15 protein-coding genes are annotated in these 17,786 nt (G+C 74.4%); 6 read left to right on the plus strand and 9 right to left on the minus strand.

The window, feature by feature from the left end; all coding sequences use genetic code 11:
* Positions 1-3: 3 nt before the first annotated feature.
* The 4 genes from F8R89_RS33050 to F8R89_RS33065 are packed head-to-tail and all read right to left on the minus strand — an operon-like array spanning position 4 to position 6,460.
* Entirely contained in the window at positions 4-2,943 is a 2,940-nt protein-coding gene (locus F8R89_RS33050) for an ATP-binding protein (RefSeq protein WP_151787439.1), read from the minus strand.
* Positions 2,944-2,997: 54 nt separating this feature from the next.
* Positions 2,998-3,351: a UBP-type zinc finger domain-containing protein gene (locus F8R89_RS33055; protein ID WP_151787440.1), complete on the minus strand. Its 354-nt coding sequence runs from the start codon at positions 3,349-3,351 to the stop codon at positions 2,998-3,000.
* Positions 3,348-4,787, minus strand: coding sequence for an ATP-binding protein (locus tag F8R89_RS33060; RefSeq protein WP_151787441.1), 1,440 nt, complete (start codon positions 4,785-4,787; stop codon positions 3,348-3,350). Before F8R89_RS33060 ends, F8R89_RS33055 begins: the two co-directional genes overlap by 4 nt.
* Complete coding sequence (locus tag F8R89_RS33065; protein ID WP_151787442.1) at positions 4,784-6,460, minus strand: FAD-dependent oxidoreductase; 1,677 nt, start codon at positions 6,458-6,460, stop codon at positions 4,784-4,786. The genes F8R89_RS33060 and F8R89_RS33065 overlap by 4 nt, the downstream gene beginning before the upstream one ends.
* 202 nt (positions 6,461-6,662) lie before the next feature.
* Between F8R89_RS33065 and F8R89_RS33070 the strand changes: the two genes are divergently transcribed.
* Positions 6,663-7,535, plus strand: coding sequence for a universal stress protein (locus F8R89_RS33070; protein WP_151787443.1), 873 nt, complete (start codon positions 6,663-6,665; stop codon positions 7,533-7,535).
* A gap of 10 nt (positions 7,536-7,545) precedes the next feature.
* Here F8R89_RS33070 and F8R89_RS33075 read toward each other — a convergent pair whose 3' ends face one another.
* The 4 genes from F8R89_RS33075 to F8R89_RS33090 form a co-directional block, all read right to left on the minus strand.
* A complete protein-coding gene (locus F8R89_RS33075; protein WP_151787444.1) occupies positions 7,546-8,769 on the minus strand; it encodes a DUF4032 domain-containing protein in 1,224 nt (407 codons plus the stop codon).
* A 67-nt stretch (positions 8,770-8,836) separates the two neighbouring features.
* The gene (locus tag F8R89_RS33080; protein ID WP_151787445.1) at positions 8,837-9,583 is read right to left on the minus strand and encodes an MBL fold metallo-hydrolase; all 747 of its coding nucleotides are present in this window, start codon (positions 9,581-9,583) and stop codon (positions 8,837-8,839) included.
* A gap of 49 nt (positions 9,584-9,632) precedes the next feature.
* Entirely contained in the window at positions 9,633-10,814 is a 1,182-nt protein-coding gene (locus tag F8R89_RS33085; protein WP_151787446.1) for an acyltransferase family protein, read from the minus strand.
* 109 nt (positions 10,815-10,923) lie between these two features.
* A complete protein-coding gene (locus F8R89_RS33090; RefSeq protein WP_151787447.1) occupies positions 10,924-11,553 on the minus strand; it encodes an alpha-ketoglutarate-dependent dioxygenase AlkB in 630 nt (209 codons plus the stop codon).
* A 127-nt stretch (positions 11,554-11,680) separates the two neighbouring features.
* Between F8R89_RS33090 and F8R89_RS33095 the strand changes: the two genes are divergently transcribed.
* Together F8R89_RS33095 and F8R89_RS33100 are read left to right on the plus strand one after the other, a co-directional pair.
* Complete coding sequence (locus tag F8R89_RS33095) at positions 11,681-12,322, plus strand: TetR/AcrR family transcriptional regulator (protein ID WP_151787448.1); 642 nt, start codon at positions 11,681-11,683, stop codon at positions 12,320-12,322.
* Positions 12,323-12,337: 15 nt separating this feature from the next.
* A complete protein-coding gene (locus F8R89_RS33100; protein WP_151787449.1) occupies positions 12,338-14,011 on the plus strand; it encodes an FAD-binding dehydrogenase in 1,674 nt (557 codons plus the stop codon).
* A 22-nt stretch (positions 14,012-14,033) separates the two neighbouring features.
* Here the strand turns inward: F8R89_RS33100 and F8R89_RS33105 are convergent, their stop codons facing one another.
* Positions 14,034-14,384, minus strand: coding sequence for a DUF488 domain-containing protein (locus F8R89_RS33105; RefSeq protein ID WP_151787450.1), 351 nt, complete (start codon positions 14,382-14,384; stop codon positions 14,034-14,036).
* Positions 14,385-14,470: 86 nt separating this feature from the next.
* On the opposite strand from F8R89_RS33105, the gene F8R89_RS33110 reads away from it, so the two are divergent.
* Genes F8R89_RS33110 through F8R89_RS33120 form a run of 3 tightly spaced genes read left to right on the plus strand, consistent with a single transcriptional unit; the run spans position 14,471 to position 17,767 of the window.
* On the plus strand, positions 14,471-15,214 hold the full coding sequence (locus F8R89_RS33110; RefSeq protein ID WP_151787451.1) for a L,D-transpeptidase family protein: 744 nt from the start codon (positions 14,471-14,473) through the stop codon (positions 15,212-15,214).
* Positions 15,215-15,245: 31 nt separating this feature from the next.
* Positions 15,246-15,950, plus strand: a complete 705-nt coding sequence (locus F8R89_RS33115; protein WP_151787452.1) for a response regulator transcription factor — start codon at positions 15,246-15,248, stop codon at positions 15,948-15,950.
* Positions 15,947-17,767, plus strand: coding sequence for a sensor histidine kinase (locus F8R89_RS33120; protein ID WP_151787453.1), 1,821 nt, complete (start codon positions 15,947-15,949; stop codon positions 17,765-17,767). The genes F8R89_RS33115 and F8R89_RS33120 overlap by 4 nt, the downstream gene beginning before the upstream one ends.
* The last annotated feature ends 19 nt before the right edge of the window (positions 17,768-17,786 follow it).

Genomic DNA, 17,786 nt, shown 5'->3' on the forward strand with positions numbered 1-17,786 from the left:
CGGTCAGCCCACGGCCTCCGCACGGCCGATCAGCCCCTCCCGGTAGGCGATCGCCACCGCCTCCGTACGGCTCGCCGCGCCCAGCTTGGCGAGGATGTTGGAGACGTGGACGCTCGCCGTCTTGCCGGTGATGTACAGCTCCTCGCCGATCTGCCGGTTGCTGCGGCCGGCGGCGAGGAGCCGCAGCACGTCCTGCTCCCGGGCCGTCAGCGGCGACGAGCCCGGCGCGCGCTGCTCGGCGAGCCGGCCCCGGCGGATCAGGGCGTCCACCCGCTCCAGCAGCGGGCCCGCCCCGAGCTTCGCGGCCGTCCGGCGGGCGGCCGCGGCCTCGGCGGCGGCGCCCTCCCGGTCGTCCGCCACCAGCAGCGCCTCCGCGTACCGCAGCCGGCACCGCGCCCGCTCGTACCCGTCGCCGGACGCGAACGCCTCGACCGCCGCCGCCCACGCCCCGGCGTCGGGCCCGGAGACCACCCGCGTCCACTCCGCCTCCGCGCGGGCCAGCCACGCCCTGCCCTCCGGACCCTGCGAGGCGCCGTCGGCGCCGCTCCCGGCCGTCACCCGCGCCAGCTCCACCAGTTCGCCCGCCGTGTCCGTCCAGCGGCGCAGCTCCTCCGTGTCACCGGCCGCGCGCAGCGCGGCGGCCCGGTCGGCGACGGCCGCGAGGGCGAGCGCGGCCAGCCGGACCGTGGCGTCGGGCAGCGTGCCCGCGTCGTCGGTGAGGGCGGCCACCCCGGAGCGCATCCGCTCCACCGCCGCCTCCGGGTCGCCGCGCAGCGCCGCCTCGTCGGTCAGCACGATGCTCGCCACCAGCCGGCCCATCCAGTCGAACGGGCCCTCCGCGAGCGGACGGGTCCGCTCCACGATGTCCGCGTCGCCGCGCGCGAGTCCGACGTACAGCGCCGGGCCCGCCGCGAACGCGCCCGCCGCCGGCAGCACCGCCGCGTCCTCGGCCGCGCAGGCCACGCACTCGTCCCAGCGGCCCAGCGTGTACAGCACCAGCAGATGCAGATACCGCATCTCCAGCGGATATGGCGACGACGACAGCCCGGCCCGCCGGGCCCGCTCCAGGCCCTCCTTCAGCCAGGACACGCTCTCCTCCAGCTCACCGGACTCGAAGCAGCCGATGGCCAGGTTGAACAGCGCCCGCAGCTCCACCGGCGCGTTCCCGGCGCCGCGCGCCACCTCGCGGGCCTCCCGCAGCCGGGCCCGCCCCTCGGGCGTACCGCGCCCGCCGCTCTCCAGCACGGCCAGGGAGATCAGCAGGTCCGCGCGGGCGTCCGGCACCTGGAGCCGCTCGGCGACGGCCAGCGCCTCGTGGGCCACCCGCAACGCCGTCTCGTTCTCCCCGACCTGACGGGCCGCCAGCACATGGGTGGCCGCCGCCCACACCCAGGTCCGCGACGGAGGATCGGCCGGGATCAGGGCCAGCGCCTCACTGCTGTAGGAGAACGCCGCCGTCAGGCTGTCGACGCCCAGCAGATTGCCGGCGAGCGTGTACCGGACCCGGGCGGCGAGCTCGTGGTCGGAGTCCCGCACACCGGCGAGCGCGGAACGGGTCAGCGCGACGGCCCGGTGCGCCGCCCCGGCGTGCGCGGCCGCCGCCGACGCGCGCAGCGTCAGCGTCACCCGGTCCACACCCTCGCCCGAGGGCCGCGCCGACGGCTCCACCGACGCCCACAGGTCCAGGGCGGTCTCCAGGTGCCGCAGCTCCTCGGCGGGCGCGCCCACCTGGTGCGCGTGCCCGGCGGCCTCCAGCGAGGCGGCCAGCGCCTCGGCCAGGTCGTGGCTCTCCCGCGAGTGGTGGGCGCGCTCGGCGGCCGTCTCCCGGGACCGGCCGCGCGCCGCGAGGAGCCGGGCGAACGCGCCGTGCAGGCGGGCGCGTTCACCGGGGAGGAGGTCCGCGTAGACCGCCTCGCGGGCGAGCGCGTGCCGGAACGCGTACGTGTCGCCGTCGCCGGGCAGCAGCAGCTGCCGTCCGACGGCCTCGCGCAGCGCCGCCTCCAGCTCGTCCTCCGGCAGGCCCACGGCCCCGCGCAGCAGGTCGTGCTCGACGCGGCGCCCCGCGACGGCCGCCGTGCGCAGCACCTGCTGGGCGGTGTCGGACAGCTGCTCGAACCGGATCAGCAGGACGTCGGCGAGGCCGCTCGGCACCCCGTCGCCCCCGGTGTCGGTGGCGGCGACCAGCTCCTCCGCGTAGAAGGCGTTGCCCTCGGCGCGCTCCACGATCCGCCGCACGGTGCTGTCCGGCAGCGGCCGGTCCTGCACATGGCGGACCAGCTCGGTCACCTCGGCGTCGGCCAGCGGCCGCAGTTCGAGCCGCTCCACGGCGGGCAGCCGTACGAGTTCCGCCAGCAGCGGCCGCAGCGGGTGGCGGCGGTGCAGGTCGTCCGCCCGGTACGACGCCAGCACGGCGAGCCGGTGCCCGGGCGCGCCGCCCGCGGCCCGCTGGAGTGTGCCCCGGCTCAGCAGGAACCGCAGCAGGTCCCTCGACGACTGGTCCGCCCAGTGCAGGTCCTCCAGGACCAGCAGCACCGGCGCCCGGTCCGCCAGGCCGGTGAGCAGTCCCGCGAAGCCCTCGAACAGCCGCAGCCGGTCCCGCACGGCGTCCGAGCCGCCGCCCAGCAGCCCGCCCACCACGGGATGGGCGGCGAGGACGTCCGCGAACCGCTCGTCGGCGGCGAGCGTCCCCACCACCTCCGTGAACGGCAGATACGGCAGCCCTACGTCACCGAGGTCCACGCAGTGCCCGGTGAGCACCGTCATCCCGGCCCCGGCGGCCAGCCCCGCGGCTTCGCCCAGCACCCGGCTCTTGCCGACGCCGGCGTCACCGGCGACCAGGACGGCGCGGGCGTCCCCGGCGCGGGCGCGTTCCAGGACTGCGGAGAGCCGGGCGAGTTCGGGGTTCCGGCCGATCAACGGCGTGCTGAACGAGGGCTGCGACACGCTCACATCCTGCCACTCGCCCGGGCCGGGACCGCCTCCCTTTTCGCGGGGGGCTCAGCCGTGCAGCGTCTTCGTCCAGTCCGCCGGCACCCGTCCCTCCGGGCCCGGCGCGGGCTGTGCGTCCGGGTGGCTCGCCGGGGGCGCCAGATCCGGCCCCGCCTCGAACAGCTCGTCCGTCGCGTAGTTCCAGTACCAGCTCTCGCCCGGCTCGAAGCTCTGCACCAGCGGGTGCCCGGTCTCCCGGAAGTGCGCGGTGGCGTGCTGCGCGGGCGAGCTGTCGCAGCAGCCCACGTGCCCGCACTGCGCGCATCGGCGCAGATGGAACCACCAGCCGCCCGCCGCGTCGCACTCCGTGCACCCGCTGCCGCTCGGCGGCACGCTCGGATCGATGCCGTTGACGCCGGTCATGAGACCTCCTCGGTGGTGAGCGGCAGCAGCACCTGGAAGCGTGTGTCGCCCGGCTCCGACGTCACCTGGATGCTGCCGTGGTGCTTGTCGACCACGATCCGCCAGGAGATGTCCAGGCCGAGCCCGGTGCCCTCGCCCACGGGTTTCGTCGTGAAGAACGGATCGAAGATCCGCTCGCGGATGTCCGCCGGGATACCGATCCCCGTGTCCCGGAACTCCACGAGCAGGCAGTCGTTGTCCCGTGCCGTCCGCACGGTCAGCCTCCCCTCGCCGCCCGCGCTGTTGATCGCGGAGACCGCGTTGTCGACGAGGTTCGTCCACACCTGGTTGAGCTCCGCCGGGTACGCCGGGATCTTCGGCAGCGTCCGGTCGTACTCCTTCACGACCTCGATCCGCGAGCCGAGCTTCCCGGACAGCATCAGCAGCGTGCTGTCGAGGAGTTCGTGCACGTCGGCGTTCTGGAAGGGCGCCCGGTCCAGCTGCGAGTACTGCTTGGCGGCGTCCACGAGGTGCGAGATCCGGGCGGTGGAGTCCTTGATCTCGTCCATCAGCAGCTCGGTCTCGGCGGTGTAGTTCAGCCAGCCGATGGCGTTCGGCAGGATGTCCTCGTCCACCGCCGCCGCGACCTGGTCCAGCCAGTCCGCGTCGACCCCGGCCTGCACGAAGGTCGGGGCGATCCGCCAGCCCTCCTGGATGCCGTGGTCGTCCAGCCAGTCGGTGAGCGCGTCCTCCCGGTCCGCGGCCTCCAGCGGGCTGAGCGCGGGGGCCTTGGCGACCCGCTCGGCGGTGCGCTCCTGCATCTCGATCAGGTTCGCCATCACCTCGGGGGAGTACGTGCCCTGGGCGATGATGCCGAGCTTGCGCCGCATCTTGCCCACCCGCTCCCGCAGCGTCTCCGTCGCCCGGACGGCCGCCGCGGCCGGGTTGTTGAGTTCGTGGGTGAGCCCCGCCGACAACGAACCCAGCGCCAGCAGGCGTTCCCGCTGCCCGATGGCCTGCTGGGTGCTCTTCGAGCCGAAGAACAGCCCCTCCAGCAGATGCACGGCCATCGGGAACCACTCCTGCATGATGGCCGCGAACGTGTCGGCGGGCAGCACGAAGAACCGCGTCGGCTCGGTGACGCGCAGCGAGTTGTTGTAGACCTGCCGCACCCGGTCGCCGAGGTACGCCTGCATGGACCCGGCGTACACCCCGCGCTGCGAGGTGCGGGTGACCTCCACGTCGTCCCCGCCGACCCGGCGGGACAGCACCACCGTGCCCTCGATCATCACGTAGAAGCAGGTGGCCGGGTCGCCCTCGGTGTAGACGGGCCCCGGCTCGTACCGCGCCACATGTCCCGCCTCGCACAGCCGGCCCAGCTGCTCAGGCGTCAGCTTCTCGAAGAGGAACAGGGAGCCGATCTCCGCGGGCTCGCACGGCAGGCACGCCTCGCTCATGACTGCTCCAGGTACCGGTGGACGAGCATCACGGCCATGGCTCCCTCTCCGACGGCGGACGCGACCCGTTTCGCGGACTCCGAACGGGCGTCGCCCGCCACGAACACCCCGGGCACGTTGGTCTCCAGGTGGTACGGCGGCCGGTCCAGCTCCCAGCCCTCGGGGGGCCGTCCGTCGGACGTCAGGTCCGGCCCGGCCAGGATGAACCCGCGCCCGTCGCGCAGCACCGTCCCGTCCAGCCAGTCCGTCAGCGGGGCGGCGCCGATGAACACGAACATCCACTGCGCGTCCACCCGGTCGGTCCGCCCGCTGTCGAGGTCCCGCAGCGTCAGCTGCTCCAGATGGTCGGAGCCGTGCGCCTCGTCGACGACCGTCCGGGTCCGCACCGAGATGTTCGGCGCCTCCTCGATCTGCTGGATCAGGTAGTACGACATGGACGCCGTCAGCGACTCCCCGCGCACCAGCAGCGTCACCGACTTCGCGCCCCGCGCCAGGTACATCGCCGCCTGCCCGGCCGAGTTGGCGCCGCCCACGATGTACACGTCCTGGCCCTGGCAGGCCGGGGCCTCCGTCAGCGCCGACCCGTAGTACACCCCGCACCCGGTCAGGTCGTCGCAGCCCGGCGCCATCAGCTGCCGGTAGGAGACGCCGGTCGCCAGGATCACGCTGTGCGCGGACACCGCCGACCCGTCCGAGAAGCGCACCACCCGCGCCGCGCCGCACACCTCCAGGCCCGTCACCTCGCGCGCGGTGAGGATCTCCGCGCCGAACCGCGCCGCCTGCCGCCGGGCCCGGTCGGTGAGCTGCGCGCCGGACACCCCGTCCGGGAAGCCCAGGTAGTTCTCGATACGGGAGCTCTGTCCGGCCTGCCCGCCCGTCGCGGACCGTTCCACCAGCACCGTCCGCAGCCCCTCCGACGCCCCGTACACGGCGGCGCCCAGCCCGGCCGGCCCGCCGCCGATGACGACCAGGTCGTAGAAGTCGGCGGTCGGTGTGGTCGCGAGCCCGACCTTCGCCGCCAGCTCGGGCGCCTCCGGTGCCACCAGCGGGGTGCCGTCCGGGGTCACCACCAGCGGCAGCCGCTGCCCGTCCGCCTCCGCCGCCGCGAGCAGCCGCTGCCCCTCCGGTCCGTCCGCCGTGTACCAGCGGTACGGCACCTGGTTGCGGGCCAGGAACTCCCGCACCTCCGAGGACCGCGCCGACCAGCGGTGCCCGACCACCTTGGTGCTGGGCACCGGCCGGTAGTCGCTGCGCCGCCACGCCTCCAGCAGGTCGTCGAGGACCGGGTAGAGCTTCTCCTCGGGCGGGTCCCACGGCTTGAGCAGATAGTGGTCGAGGTCCACGACGTTGATCGCGTCGATCGCCGCGCTGGTGTCCGCGTAGGCGGTCAGCAGCACCCGCCGCGCCCCCGGGTACACGTCCAGGGCCTGTTCGAGGAACTCGATGCCGTTCATCTGCGGCATCCGGTAGTCGGCGAGGATCACGGCCACCAGGTCGCCGCGCAGCTTCAGCTCGCGCAGCGCCTCCAGCGCCGACGCGCCGGACTCCGCGCGCACGATCCGGTGGGACGCGCCGTAGCGCCGTCGCAGATCGCGGGCGACGGCCCGGGAGACCCCCGGGTCGTCGTCCACGGTCAGGATGACGGTCCGCGCCGCTTCGGCAGCCTGAGTCATACGTCTCCCACCCCGGGCGTCGTTCTCGACGAGGCGGCGAGCGGCCGCGAGGCACCGCCACCGAGTCGACTCCCGGCCATCGTATGTTCGATCCGCGCGCTTCGCTCAGGTACGCGGAGGACGCCCCGCCGGGCCGCGGAGGGGGAGGGGTGGGGAAGACTGGGCCCGACGGACGTCACCGCGACACAAGGAGGCAGCTGCAATGACGCGCCCGATCACGGCAGGGGTGGACGGATCGGAGGAGAGTCTCGCGGGGCTGGCCTGGGCCGCCCGCGAGGCCGTCCGCCGGGGGCTCGCCCTGCGCGTGGTGCACGCGTGGCGGTTCCAGGAGCACGAGGCGATGGCCGCCGTCGACGCGGACACGCAGGCCGGATGGGTCCGCGACGGGCTGGCGCGGGCCGTGGAGTCGGTGACCGAACGGCATCCGGCGCTGGAGGTCTCCACCGAGGTCGTGGACGGCGGGCCCGTCGAGACGCTGCTCGCGGCCACCGCGGAGTCCGAGATGCTGGTGCTGGGCTCGCGCGGGCACGCCGCCGTCGTAGGCTTCCTGCTGGGCTCGGTCGGGCAGCAGGTCGTCGCCGGGGCGGAGCGGCCCGTCGTCCTGGTGCGGGCCGGCGACCGGGCGTCGGCGGAGGTCGCCGGGCACGACATCGTCGTGGGTCAGCAGGGCGACGCCGACGACGACGCCGAGGCGCTGCGGTTCGCCTTCGAGACGGCGGCGGCGCGCGGAGCGGCCGTCCGCGCCGTACGGGCCTGGACCCTGCCGCCGCTGTTCGCCTACAGCCCGGCCTCCCTGAAGCTCCTCGACGACGCCGGGGGCCTGGAGCCGTACGAGAAGAAGGCGCTGGCCGAGGCGCTGCTGCCGTGGCGGGAGCGGTTCCCGGACGTGCACGTCGTCGAGCACGTGGAGATGGGCAGCGCCGGGCAGGTGCTGCTCTCCGTGGCGTCCCGCGCGCAGCTCGTCGTGGTGGGCCGACGGGCCCGGCGTACGGCCGTGGGCGCCCGGATCGGCTCGGTGGCGTCCGGCGTCCTGCACCACGCGCCGTGCCCGGTGGCCGTGGTGCCGCACGTCTGAGCCGGCCGGGTCAGTCGGCGCTGGTCGGCTGGAGCGTCTCGCGGGCCCTGGGCAGGATCGTCGCGATGTAGTCCTGGACGACGGTGTCCCAGTCCAGGTCGCTCCGCGCCCGCTCGGACAGGTACCAGCGGTGCTCCAGCAGCTCGTGGTAGATCTCGGCCGGGTCCATGGCACCGCGCAACTGAGGCGGCACGGACCGCACGGTGGGCCGGAAGACGTCGCGCACCCAGCGGTGGGCGAGGACCTCGGGCCGGGCGCCCGCGGCGTGGTCGTCCTGGGTGGCCATCCAGGACTCCAGGTCGTTCAGCAGCCGGCGGGCCTGGTTCTCCTCGGCGTCCAGGCCCGTCAGCCGCAGCAGCTGCCGCTGGTGGTGACCGGCGTCGACGACCTTGGGCACGAAGGTGACCGAGGCGCCGTCGCCGGTCTCCCCGATCTGCATCTCGGCCACGTCGAACCCGAGGTCGTTCAGCCGGCGTATCCGGCGCTCGATGTAGTGGTACTTGCCCGCCGGGTACACCGAGGTGCGGGTCAGCTCCTCCCACAGGGACCGGTAGCGGGCGCAGATCTCGGCGCCAAACTCGATGGGGTCCACGGAGGGGTGCAGCGCGCCGGACGCCTCCAGGTCCAGCAGCTCGCCGCTGATGTTGACGCGGGCCAGGTCCAGGTCGTAGTCCCTTTGCCCGTCGCTGAGCCGTGCGTGCAGCTCGCCGGTCTCGGCGTCCACCAGGTACGCCGCGTAGGCGCCCGCGTCCCGCCGGAACAGCGTGTTGGACAGCGAGCAGTCGCCCCAGGCGAAGCCGGCCAGGTGGAGCCGGACCAGCAGGACGGCCAGCGCGTCCATCAGCCGGTGCATGGTGGCCGGGCGCAGCGTCGTCTCGAACATCGACCGGTACGGCTGGGAGCCGCCCAGGTGCCGGGTGACCAGCACGGACTCCAGGGGGCCGCCCGCGGCGTCGGTGCGGCCCGTGACCACGGCCAGCGGATCGACCGCCGGGATGCCCAACCGGTCCAGATCGCGCAGGAGTTCGTACTCGCGCAGGGCGGGGCGCTGGGCGAGTTCCTTGACGGCGATCACCTCGTCGCCGGCGCGCGCGTAGCGCACGATGTGCCGGGAGATGCCGCGCGGCAGCGGGACCAGGAGGTCCTCGGACCACTCCTCCAGCGGCGTCTGCCACGGCAGCTCCAGCAGCAGGGCCGGGTGCTCCGGATTCGTCGCGCTGATCTGGAGTGCCATGGGCCGTCCTCGGTCGCGGTGATCGTCAATCGGGGTGATCGTCGGTCGGGGTGATCGTCGCCTCAGCCTATTGCGCCCGTTCCCGTGCCTGAAGGGCCGCGTCCCGCACGGACCCGGTGAGGGCCGGGCCGTGTCCGGGCAGCAGCACGTCGCCGTCGAGCTTCTCGAACACGGCCAGCGAGGCCAGCGTCCGGGCACGTTCGCGGTGGAACATGTCCGGCAGCAGCTGCGGCCCCTCGATCCGCGAGGTCGGGTGCCCGGTGACGAGCGCGTCGCCCGAGATCACCACGCCCGCCTCGGGCAGGTGGTAGGCGCAGTGGCCGTCGGTGTGGCCGGGGGTGTGCACGGGGACGGGCCGGCCGGGCAGGTCCAGCGCGCCGGACCCCGGGAACGCCTGCGGGGAGGCGACGGGGACGTGCTCGGTGCCGCCGGAGCGCAGGGCGTGCACGGCCCAGGGCAGCACGCCCGGCCGCCAGCCGTTGCGCAGCACCGTGCCCACGTTCACCTGGTGCAGGAACTCCCGCCTCGCGTGCGGTACTTCGGCCTCGTGCAGGTACACCGGCGTGCCGAACGTCGCGCGCAGGTGCTCGGCGCTTCCCAGGTGGTCGTTGTGCGCGTGGGTGATCAGGACGGCCTGGACGGCCTCCGGCGCGCTGCCCACCTCGGCGAGGGAGGCGAGGAGCGCCGCGCGGTCCCCGGGGTACCCGGTGTCCACGAGGGTGACGGCGTCACCCTCGGTGAGGATGATCCAGTTGGTGTTGCTGCCGTGCACCAGATAGGTGCCGTCCGCGATGTGCCGCACATCCATGCGCATGATCGTCCCGCGTGGTGAGGTCCGTGACCGACGTGCACAGCAAAGCAGATCAGGGCGCCGTCCCGGCGGGTGGGGCGGCGCGCATCCCGAAGAGGAACCGCGTCGGCCGGGTGTGGCGCACCAGGCCTTCGTACAGCGCGAGGATCACCACCAGTGAACCGGCCACGATCAGCGCGTACTTGACGGCGATCGGCCCCGGCAGGCCCACTACGCCGTAGGCGAGGGCGACCACGACGGGCTGGTGCAGCACGTACACCGGCAGGGCTGCCACGCCCAGGTACACCAGCGCGCGCGACGGCCTGCGGGCCGGGCGGGGCCGGTCCAGCAGGCCGAGGAGGGCCACCACCCAGCACCAGCCCGCGAGCCCGAACAGGCCCCGGGTCGCCCACGCGAAGGCGCTCCGGTCGGTGAACGGGTCGTCCAGGCCGAGGAATCCGGGCGCGGTCCCCCCGAACAGCACGAGCCCGCAGATCCCGGCGGGCACCGCGAGCCGACGCAGCGCGGCCCGGACCCGCGGGTCGTCCGCGAACGTGTACCCGGCGACGAAGAAGACCAGGTACGCCCAGCGGTTCCAGCCCGCGAACCCCTCCTCCATACCGAGGAAGGCGTTGATCGCGGTGGGCGGAAGGGCGGGCAGCAGGAGCAGCGCCGGACGCCGCTCCAGCGCGGGGGCCGCGCGCTCCGCCCAGGCCGCCAGGGGCGCGGCCACCGGGGCGAGGAGCAGGCTGAACGTGAGCAGCAGCACGACGAACCACAGATGGCCGGTCTCGAAGTGCTCCCCGTCGAGCACGAACGGGAAGTCGGCCGGGTCGGGGCGGACGGTCAGGAAGCGCGGCCAGAACCGCCAGTACGGCTCGTCGTAGCCGGCGTCGGCGGCCCGCAGCCGCAGCCACTGGGGGAGCGGGCACAGCACGAGCGTGCCGAGGACGAGAGGGACGCCGAGGCGCAGCAGCCGCTCCCGGGTGAACCGGGCCGGGCCGCGCCGGCGGATCGAGTGCCGGGAGCCGAGCCCGGCCACGAGGAACAGCATGGGCATGGCCCACACGACCCCGAACCCGGCGAGCACGGTCACGACACCGGTGGTCTCCGCGTTCTTGACGTAGAAGTCGTCGTCCGGGGAGAACACGAGCGCGGCGTGGAAGAAGACCAGGCCGAGCACGACGCACACCCGGAGCGTGTCGAGCTCGGTGCGCCGGGAGGCGGTGTCCGGGACGGGCGGCGGGGCGCTCACCCGGCCAGTGTGGCGGCGCGGGTGTCCCTCGCCCAGAGGAAGGGCTGCCTCCGGCACCGTCCGCCGGAGGCAGCCCCCGCGTACGCGTCAGCCGGCCGCTTCCACCGGCTCAGCGCACGCCGTTCGGCCGGAACTGCACGCTGATGCGTGGTCCCGCGGCCCGGGTCGTCTTGGGCACGGCGTGCTCCCAGGTCCGCTGGCAGGAGCCGCCCATCACGATCAGGTCGCCGTGCCCGAGCGGCCGGCGGATCGTCTCGCCGCCGCCGCGCGCGGGCCGCAGCAGCAGGTCCCGGGGCGCGCCGACGGACAGGATGGCGACCATGGTGTCCTGGCGCGCGCCGCGTCCGATCCGGTCGCCGTGCCAGGCGACGCTGTCGCGTCCGTCGCGGTAGTAGCAGAGCCCGGCCGTGGTGAACGGTTCGCCCAGTTCCCCGGCGTAGTGCGCGGACAGCGCGTCGCGCGCCTCGTCGAGCACGGGGTGGGGGAGGGCGTCGCCGGCGCCGTAGAAGGAGAGCAGCCTCGGCACGTCGACGACCTGGTCGTACATGGTGCGCCGCTCGGCGCGCCAGGGGACCTCGGCGGCCAGCCGCTCGAAGAGGGCGTCGGCCCCGCTCAGCCAGCCGGGCAGAACGTCGATCCAGGCGCCGTGGCTGAGCCGGGTGCGGCGGATCCCGCTCAGGGAGCCGAGCCGCAGCTCGTCGGTCTGGTCGAACAGGGAGCCCTGGAGGTGCGTGGCCATGGATCCAGCGTAACCCCTGAATCGAAAATCTGTTCCTATATGTGGGCTGATTCTCCCCGGCCGCTCCGCACCCCTGTTGGATACGTTGGTGTATCGGATACATTCCCGTATCGAACGGAGGTCCGACATGGCGGTGGGGGAGACGACGGGGCGTGTCACCAGGCGCCGCGTCCGCACCCGGGCCAACCTGCTCGACGCCGCGTTCACCGTGTTCGCCGCCAAGGGGTTCGGCCGCGTCTCCATCGAGGAGGTCTGCGAGGCCGCCGGCTACAGCCGGGGCGCCTTCTACTCCAACTTCGACAGCCTGGACGAGCTGTTCTTCGCCCTGTACCGGCAGCGCGCCGACCTCATCGCCGAGCAGGTCGCCGGGGCGCTCGCCGTCGACGGCCCCGGCCTGGACGTCCCGGCCGCCGTGGACCGGGTCACCGACGTGCTCCTCCTGGACCGCGACTGGCTGCTCGTCAAGACGGACTTCCTGGTGCACGCCGCCCGGGACCCCGATGTCGCCGCCACCCTGCTCGAACACCGCGCCCGCCTGCGCGCCGCGATCGCCGACCGGCTCGCCCGCGCCCGCGGCCACACCGCACTGCCCGCCGTGCTCGGCGGCACCGACGGCGCCGCCCACGCCGTCGTCGCCGCGTACGACGGCGTCACGGCCCAGCTGCTGCTGGACCGCGACACCGGGCACGCCCGCGCCTGGCTGGGCCGGCTGCTCACCGCGCTGCTGACCGACGGCAGCGACACCACCGGACAGCGCACCACCGCCTAGGAAGGGACGGTCGCCATGGACGCCGACGTCATCGTCGTCGGAGCGGGACTCGCCGGCCTCGTCGCCGCGCACGAACTGACCAGCAGGGGCCGCCGCGTCGCCCTGGTCGACCAGGAGAACGCCGCCAACCTCGGCGGGCAGGCCTTCTGGTCCTTCGGCGGGCTCTTCCTCGTCGACTCGCCCGAACAGCGGCGCCTGGGCATCAAGGACTCCTTCGACCTGGCCTGGAACGACTGGCAGGGCAGCGCCCAGTTCGACCGGATCGAGGACGAGGACTCCTGGGGGGTGCGCTGGGCGCGCGCCTACGTCGAGTGGGCGGCCGGCGAGAAGCGCTCCTGGCTCGACGGGCACGGCATCACCTTCCTGCCCACCGTCGGCTGGGCCGAGCGCGGCGACCTGCGCGCCGACGGCCACGGCAACTCGGTGCCCCGCTTCCACATCGCCTGGGGCACCGGAACCGGCGTCGTCGAGCCGTTCGTGCGGTACGCGAAGCAGGCCGCCCGCGACGGGCTGCTCACCTTCCACCACCGGCACCGGGTGGACGAGCTGGTCGTCGAGGACGGCTCGGCGCGCGGCGTGCGGGGCACCGTCCTCGCCGACGACACCTCACCGCGCGGTGTCGCCTCCAACCGGGACGCCGTCGGCGACTTCGAGCTGACCGCCCAGGCGGTCGTCGTGACCACCGGCGGCATCGGCGCGAACCACGACATCGTCCGCCGCCACTGGCCCGAGCGCCTGGGCACCCCGCCCACCGAGATGGTCACCGGCGTCCCCGCCTACGTCGACGGGCGCATGCTCGACATCAGCGCCGAGGCCGGCGTCCGCCTCGTCAACCGCGACCGCATGTGGCACTACACCGAGGGCATCCAGAACTGGGACCCGATTTGGCCCGGCCACGGCATCCGCATCCTGCCCGGCCCGTCCTCCATGTGGTTCGACGCCCTCGGCCGCCGCCTGCCCGACCCCTGCCTGCCCGGCTACGACACCCTCGGCACCCTCCGGCACCTGCGCACCGACGCGGACATCGCCGGGCACGACCACTCCTGGTTCATCCTCACCCAGAAGATCGTCGAGAAGGAGTTCGCCCTCTCCGGCTCCGAGCAGAACCCGGACATCACCGCCAAGGACCGCGCCGGGTTCCTCAAGGAGCGGGTCCTCGGCAAGGGCGCACCGGGCCCGGTGGCCGCCTTCCTGCGCGAGGGAGCGGACTTCGTCACCGCGCCGACCCTGGAGCAACTGGTCGAGCGGATGAACCAACTGACGGACAAGCCGCTGCTCGACGCGGACACCGTCCGGCGTCAGATCGAGGCCCGCGACCTGCAGATCGCCAACGCCTACAGCAAGGACGCCCAGGTCCAGGGCATCCGCAACGCCCGCCGCTACATCGGCGACCGCCTGGGCCGCGTCGCCACCCCGCACCGCATCCTCGACCCGGCGGCGGGCCCGCTCATCGGCGTCAAGCTGCACATCCTGACCCGCAAGACCCTCGGCGGCATCCAGACCGACCTGGACTCCCGCGCCCTGGCAGCCGACGGCACCCCCGTCGACGGCCTCTACGCGGCCGGCGAGGTCGCCGGCTTCGGCGGCGGCGGTGTCCACGGCTACAACGCCCTGGAGGGCACCTTCCTCGGCGGCTGCCTCTTCTCCGGCCGCGCCGCAGGCCGCGCGGCGGCCCGGCAGCTCGGCTGAGTGCCGCCCGCCTCCTGGGGCGTCACGACCCCAGGAGGCGGGCCAGCACCGCGGCGTGGCTCGTCTCCGGGGTCTTGGACGCGGTCAGCAGCGTCACGGCACCCTTGCCCGCCGTCTCCCGGAGGCGGTCCAGGAGCGCGGCCGCCTCCGGGGCGTCCAGCTCCGCCTCGTACCGGCGGGCGAACTCCTCGTAGGAGCCCTCGCCCGCGTGGTACCAGCGCCGCAACTCCGTCGACGGGGTGAGGCCCTTGGGCCACTCGTCGATCCGGGCCGCGTCCTTGGACAGACCGCGCGGCCACAGCCGGTCGACCAGGACCCGCACACCGTCCCCCGGCTCGGGCGGCTCGTAGACGCGGCGGACGCGCACGCTCATGACCGGCCTTCCTCTCGGACGGGCGGCGCCGGACACGCCGCGCCGGACCTGACGAATTCCTGACACCTGTCCGTCAAGGTCGTCACATGATCCCGCACAAGCCCCGCGTCGTCCTGCTGGCGACCACCCTCCTGCTCACCGGCTGCGGCACCGGCGCCCTCGCGACCCCCGGCGACAAGCCCGCGGCACCCGTCCGGACGACGGCCGCCCCGCCCCGCCCCACGGCCACGGCTCCCTCCCTCCCGCGGCAGCTGCCCGGACTGGGCCCCCGGACCCTGGCCGAGGTCCCGGCCCACACCTGGCAGGCCGTCGTCGTCACCGGACACGGCAAGGACTCCGCCCGCTCCGACGTCGTCCTCTACGAACGCACCGGCGCGGGTTGGAAGGCCGGCGAGCGCTGGCCCGCCCACAACGCGCTGCGCGGCTGGACCGACCACCACACCGCCGGCGACCTGCGCTCACCCGTCGGCGTCTTCACCCTCGGCGACGCCGGCGGTCTGCGGCCCGACCCCGGCACCCGGCTGCCCTACGACCACGGCCGGGGCTTCACCGCCACCGGCACCGGCTTCGAGGGCGAACCCCTCGCCGGCTCCTTCGACTACGTGGTCGCCATCGACTACAACCGGCGGCCCGGCACCACACCGCTCGACTGGACCCGGCCCCTCGGCGCGGGGCGCGGCGGCGGCATCTGGTTCCACGTCGACCACGGCGGCCCCACCCAGGGCTGCGTCAGCCTCTCCCTGGAGCACATGCGCACCCTGCTGCGCACCCTCGACCCCGCCAGGCACCCCGTCGTGGTCATGGGGGACGCCGCCTCCCTCGCCCGCTGACCCCGCCCGCCGACCGCTTAGGATCCGCCGCGTGTGCGCACATGTACTGGTGGCCGAGGACGACGGGATGCAGGCCGAGCTGATACGCCGCTCCCTGCTCGCGGAGGGCCACACCGCGACCGTGGTCCACGACGGGCCGGCCGCCCTCGACGCCGCCCGCAGGCTGAGGCCCGACCTCGTCGTCCTGGACCTGATGCTGCCCGTCATCGACGGCTTCGGCGTCTGCCGGGCACTGCGCCGCAACGACGGGAACCCGGACATCCCGGTGCTGATGCTGACGGCCCGGTCCGCCGAGGACGACGTCCTGCTCGGCCTGGAACTCGGCGCCGACGACTACATGACCAAGCCGTACAGCCCCCGCGAGCTGATGGCCCGCATCCGCACCGTGCTGCGGCGCAGCGGCCGCGCCGACGGCCGCCGGGAGGACCCGGTCGTCCGGGCCGCCGGGATCAGCGTCGACCCGGCACGGCACGAGGTGCGGTGCGACGGGGAGCCGGTGGAGTGCACCCCGGCCGAGTTCCAGATCCTGCTCGCCATGACCGCCGAACCCGAACGGGTCTTCTCCCGGCGGCAGTTGCTGGAGTGCACGCGCGGCACCGACCGGGCCTCCACCGAACGGGCCGTCGACGTGCACATCATGAACCTGCGCAGGAAGATCGAGGCCGACCCGCGCCGGCCCACCCGCCTGCTGACCGTGTTCGGCGTCGGCTACAAGCTGAGCGGGGGCCGGGGATGAACCGGCGCATCCCGTTGCGCAAGCGCCTGCTGGTCCGGCTGCTGGTCGCCTCCGTGCTGATCGCCGTCTGCTCGGTGGCGGCGACCGCCTGGCTCGCGGTGGCGACCACCACCCGGGCGCTGCGCGAGGAACAGGGGCAGGTCCTCGCCGAGGACATGGACGTCCTCGCCCGGCTCAGCGGGTACGCCGCCACCCACGCCGACTGGCGGGGCGTCGACCGGACCGTACGAAACCTGGCCGAACGCACCGGCCGGCGCATCGCCCTCACCACCACCGACCGGACCGTCGTCGCCGACTCGGCCGCGCCCGGCACCCCGCTGCCGCCACGCGCCGCCGCCACCGTCGACCCGCTGCGCGTCGACACCTACACCGAACGCGGGGCGCAGCGCGCCGGTGTGGACCCGAGGGCCGTGGGGCCGTACCGGATCACCGCCGCCGAGCGGGCCAAGCTCGACAAGCTCGCGGTGGTCCGGCGGAACTGCTTCGCCCGCAACGGCTACGACACCTCCGTCGTGCACGCGCCGAGCGGCCGGCCCGTGGTCACCGACGTCGACGGTCCCGTCGCGGGCGGCGCCGTCCCCGAGGAGTGCGCCGACGGACAGCTCAACACCCCCACCCCGACCGAGGACAAGGCCCTCGACGACCTCTCCGCCCGCATCGCCTCCTGCCTCGGGAAGCGGGGCGTCACGCACACGCCGCGGGCCCTCGGCGTGGACGTCACCGGCCTCGGCATCGTCCCCCGCTTCTTCGCCGGCAAGCCGGCCGCCCACGACGAGCCGGAGGGGACGGCCGCCGCCCGGCGCTGCACCGCCGAAGCACGCCGGGCCCAACTCGACCCGTACGTCGCCCCGGTGGCGGAACTGTTCCTGGGCGGCGGCGCCACGACCGCCGTCCGCTTCGACATGTCACCGGCCAACAAGGCCAAGGTGGCCGGCGCCGCAGGTCTGGTGCTCGCCGTCACCGTGGTGGTCTCCGCCGTCGTCGCCACCCGGCTGGTCCGGCCGCTGCGCGCGCTCACCGCGGCGGCCCAGCAGCCGCCCGAACGGCATGTGCGGGTCCCGGTCACCACCCGCGACGAGACCGGCGTCCTCGCCGCCGCCTTCAACGAACTCACCGAGCGCCGCGAACGGCTGGAGGCCCAGCGCAAGGCGATGGTCAGCGACATCGCTCACGAGCTGCGCAGCCCGCTCACCAACATCCGGGGCTGGCTGGAGGTCACCCGCGACGGCGTCGTCGACCCGGACCCCGCGCTGCTGGCCTCGCTGCACGAGGAGGCCCTGGTCCTGCAGCGGGTCATCGACGACCTGCAGGACCTCGCCGCCGCCGACGCGGGCACCCTGCGCCTGCACCGCGAGCCCGTCCGCGCCGACGAACTGCTCGGCCAGGTCGCCGCCGCCCACCAGGTCGCCGCCGACACCGCGGGCGTCACCGTGCGCACCACCGCCGAGGGCACGCCCTGGCTGGACGCCGACCCCGTCCGGATGCGGCAGGCGCTGGGCAACCTGGTCTCCAACGCGCTGCGGCACACCCCGTCCGGCGGCACGGTCACGCTCTCCGCCCGGTCCGACGGCGACGACGTCGTGCTGGAGGTCGCCGACACCGGGACCGGGATCGCGCCCGAGGATCTGCCGCATGTCTTCGAGCGGTTCTGGCGCGCGGAGAAGTCCCGCAGCCGCCGTACCGGGGGCAGCGGGCTCGGCCTGCCGATCGTCCGTCAGCTGACCGCCGCGCACGGCGGGACCGCCGAGGCCGGCGGGGCGCCGGGCACCGGCGCGGTGTTCACGCTGCGGCTGCCCGCCGGGGAACCGCCCGGGTGAGGGGACCGGGCGGTCCCCC

This window comes from Streptomyces sp. SS1-1 (assembly GCF_008973465.1).
Classification (GTDB): domain Bacteria; phylum Actinomycetota; class Actinomycetes; order Streptomycetales; family Streptomycetaceae; genus Streptomyces.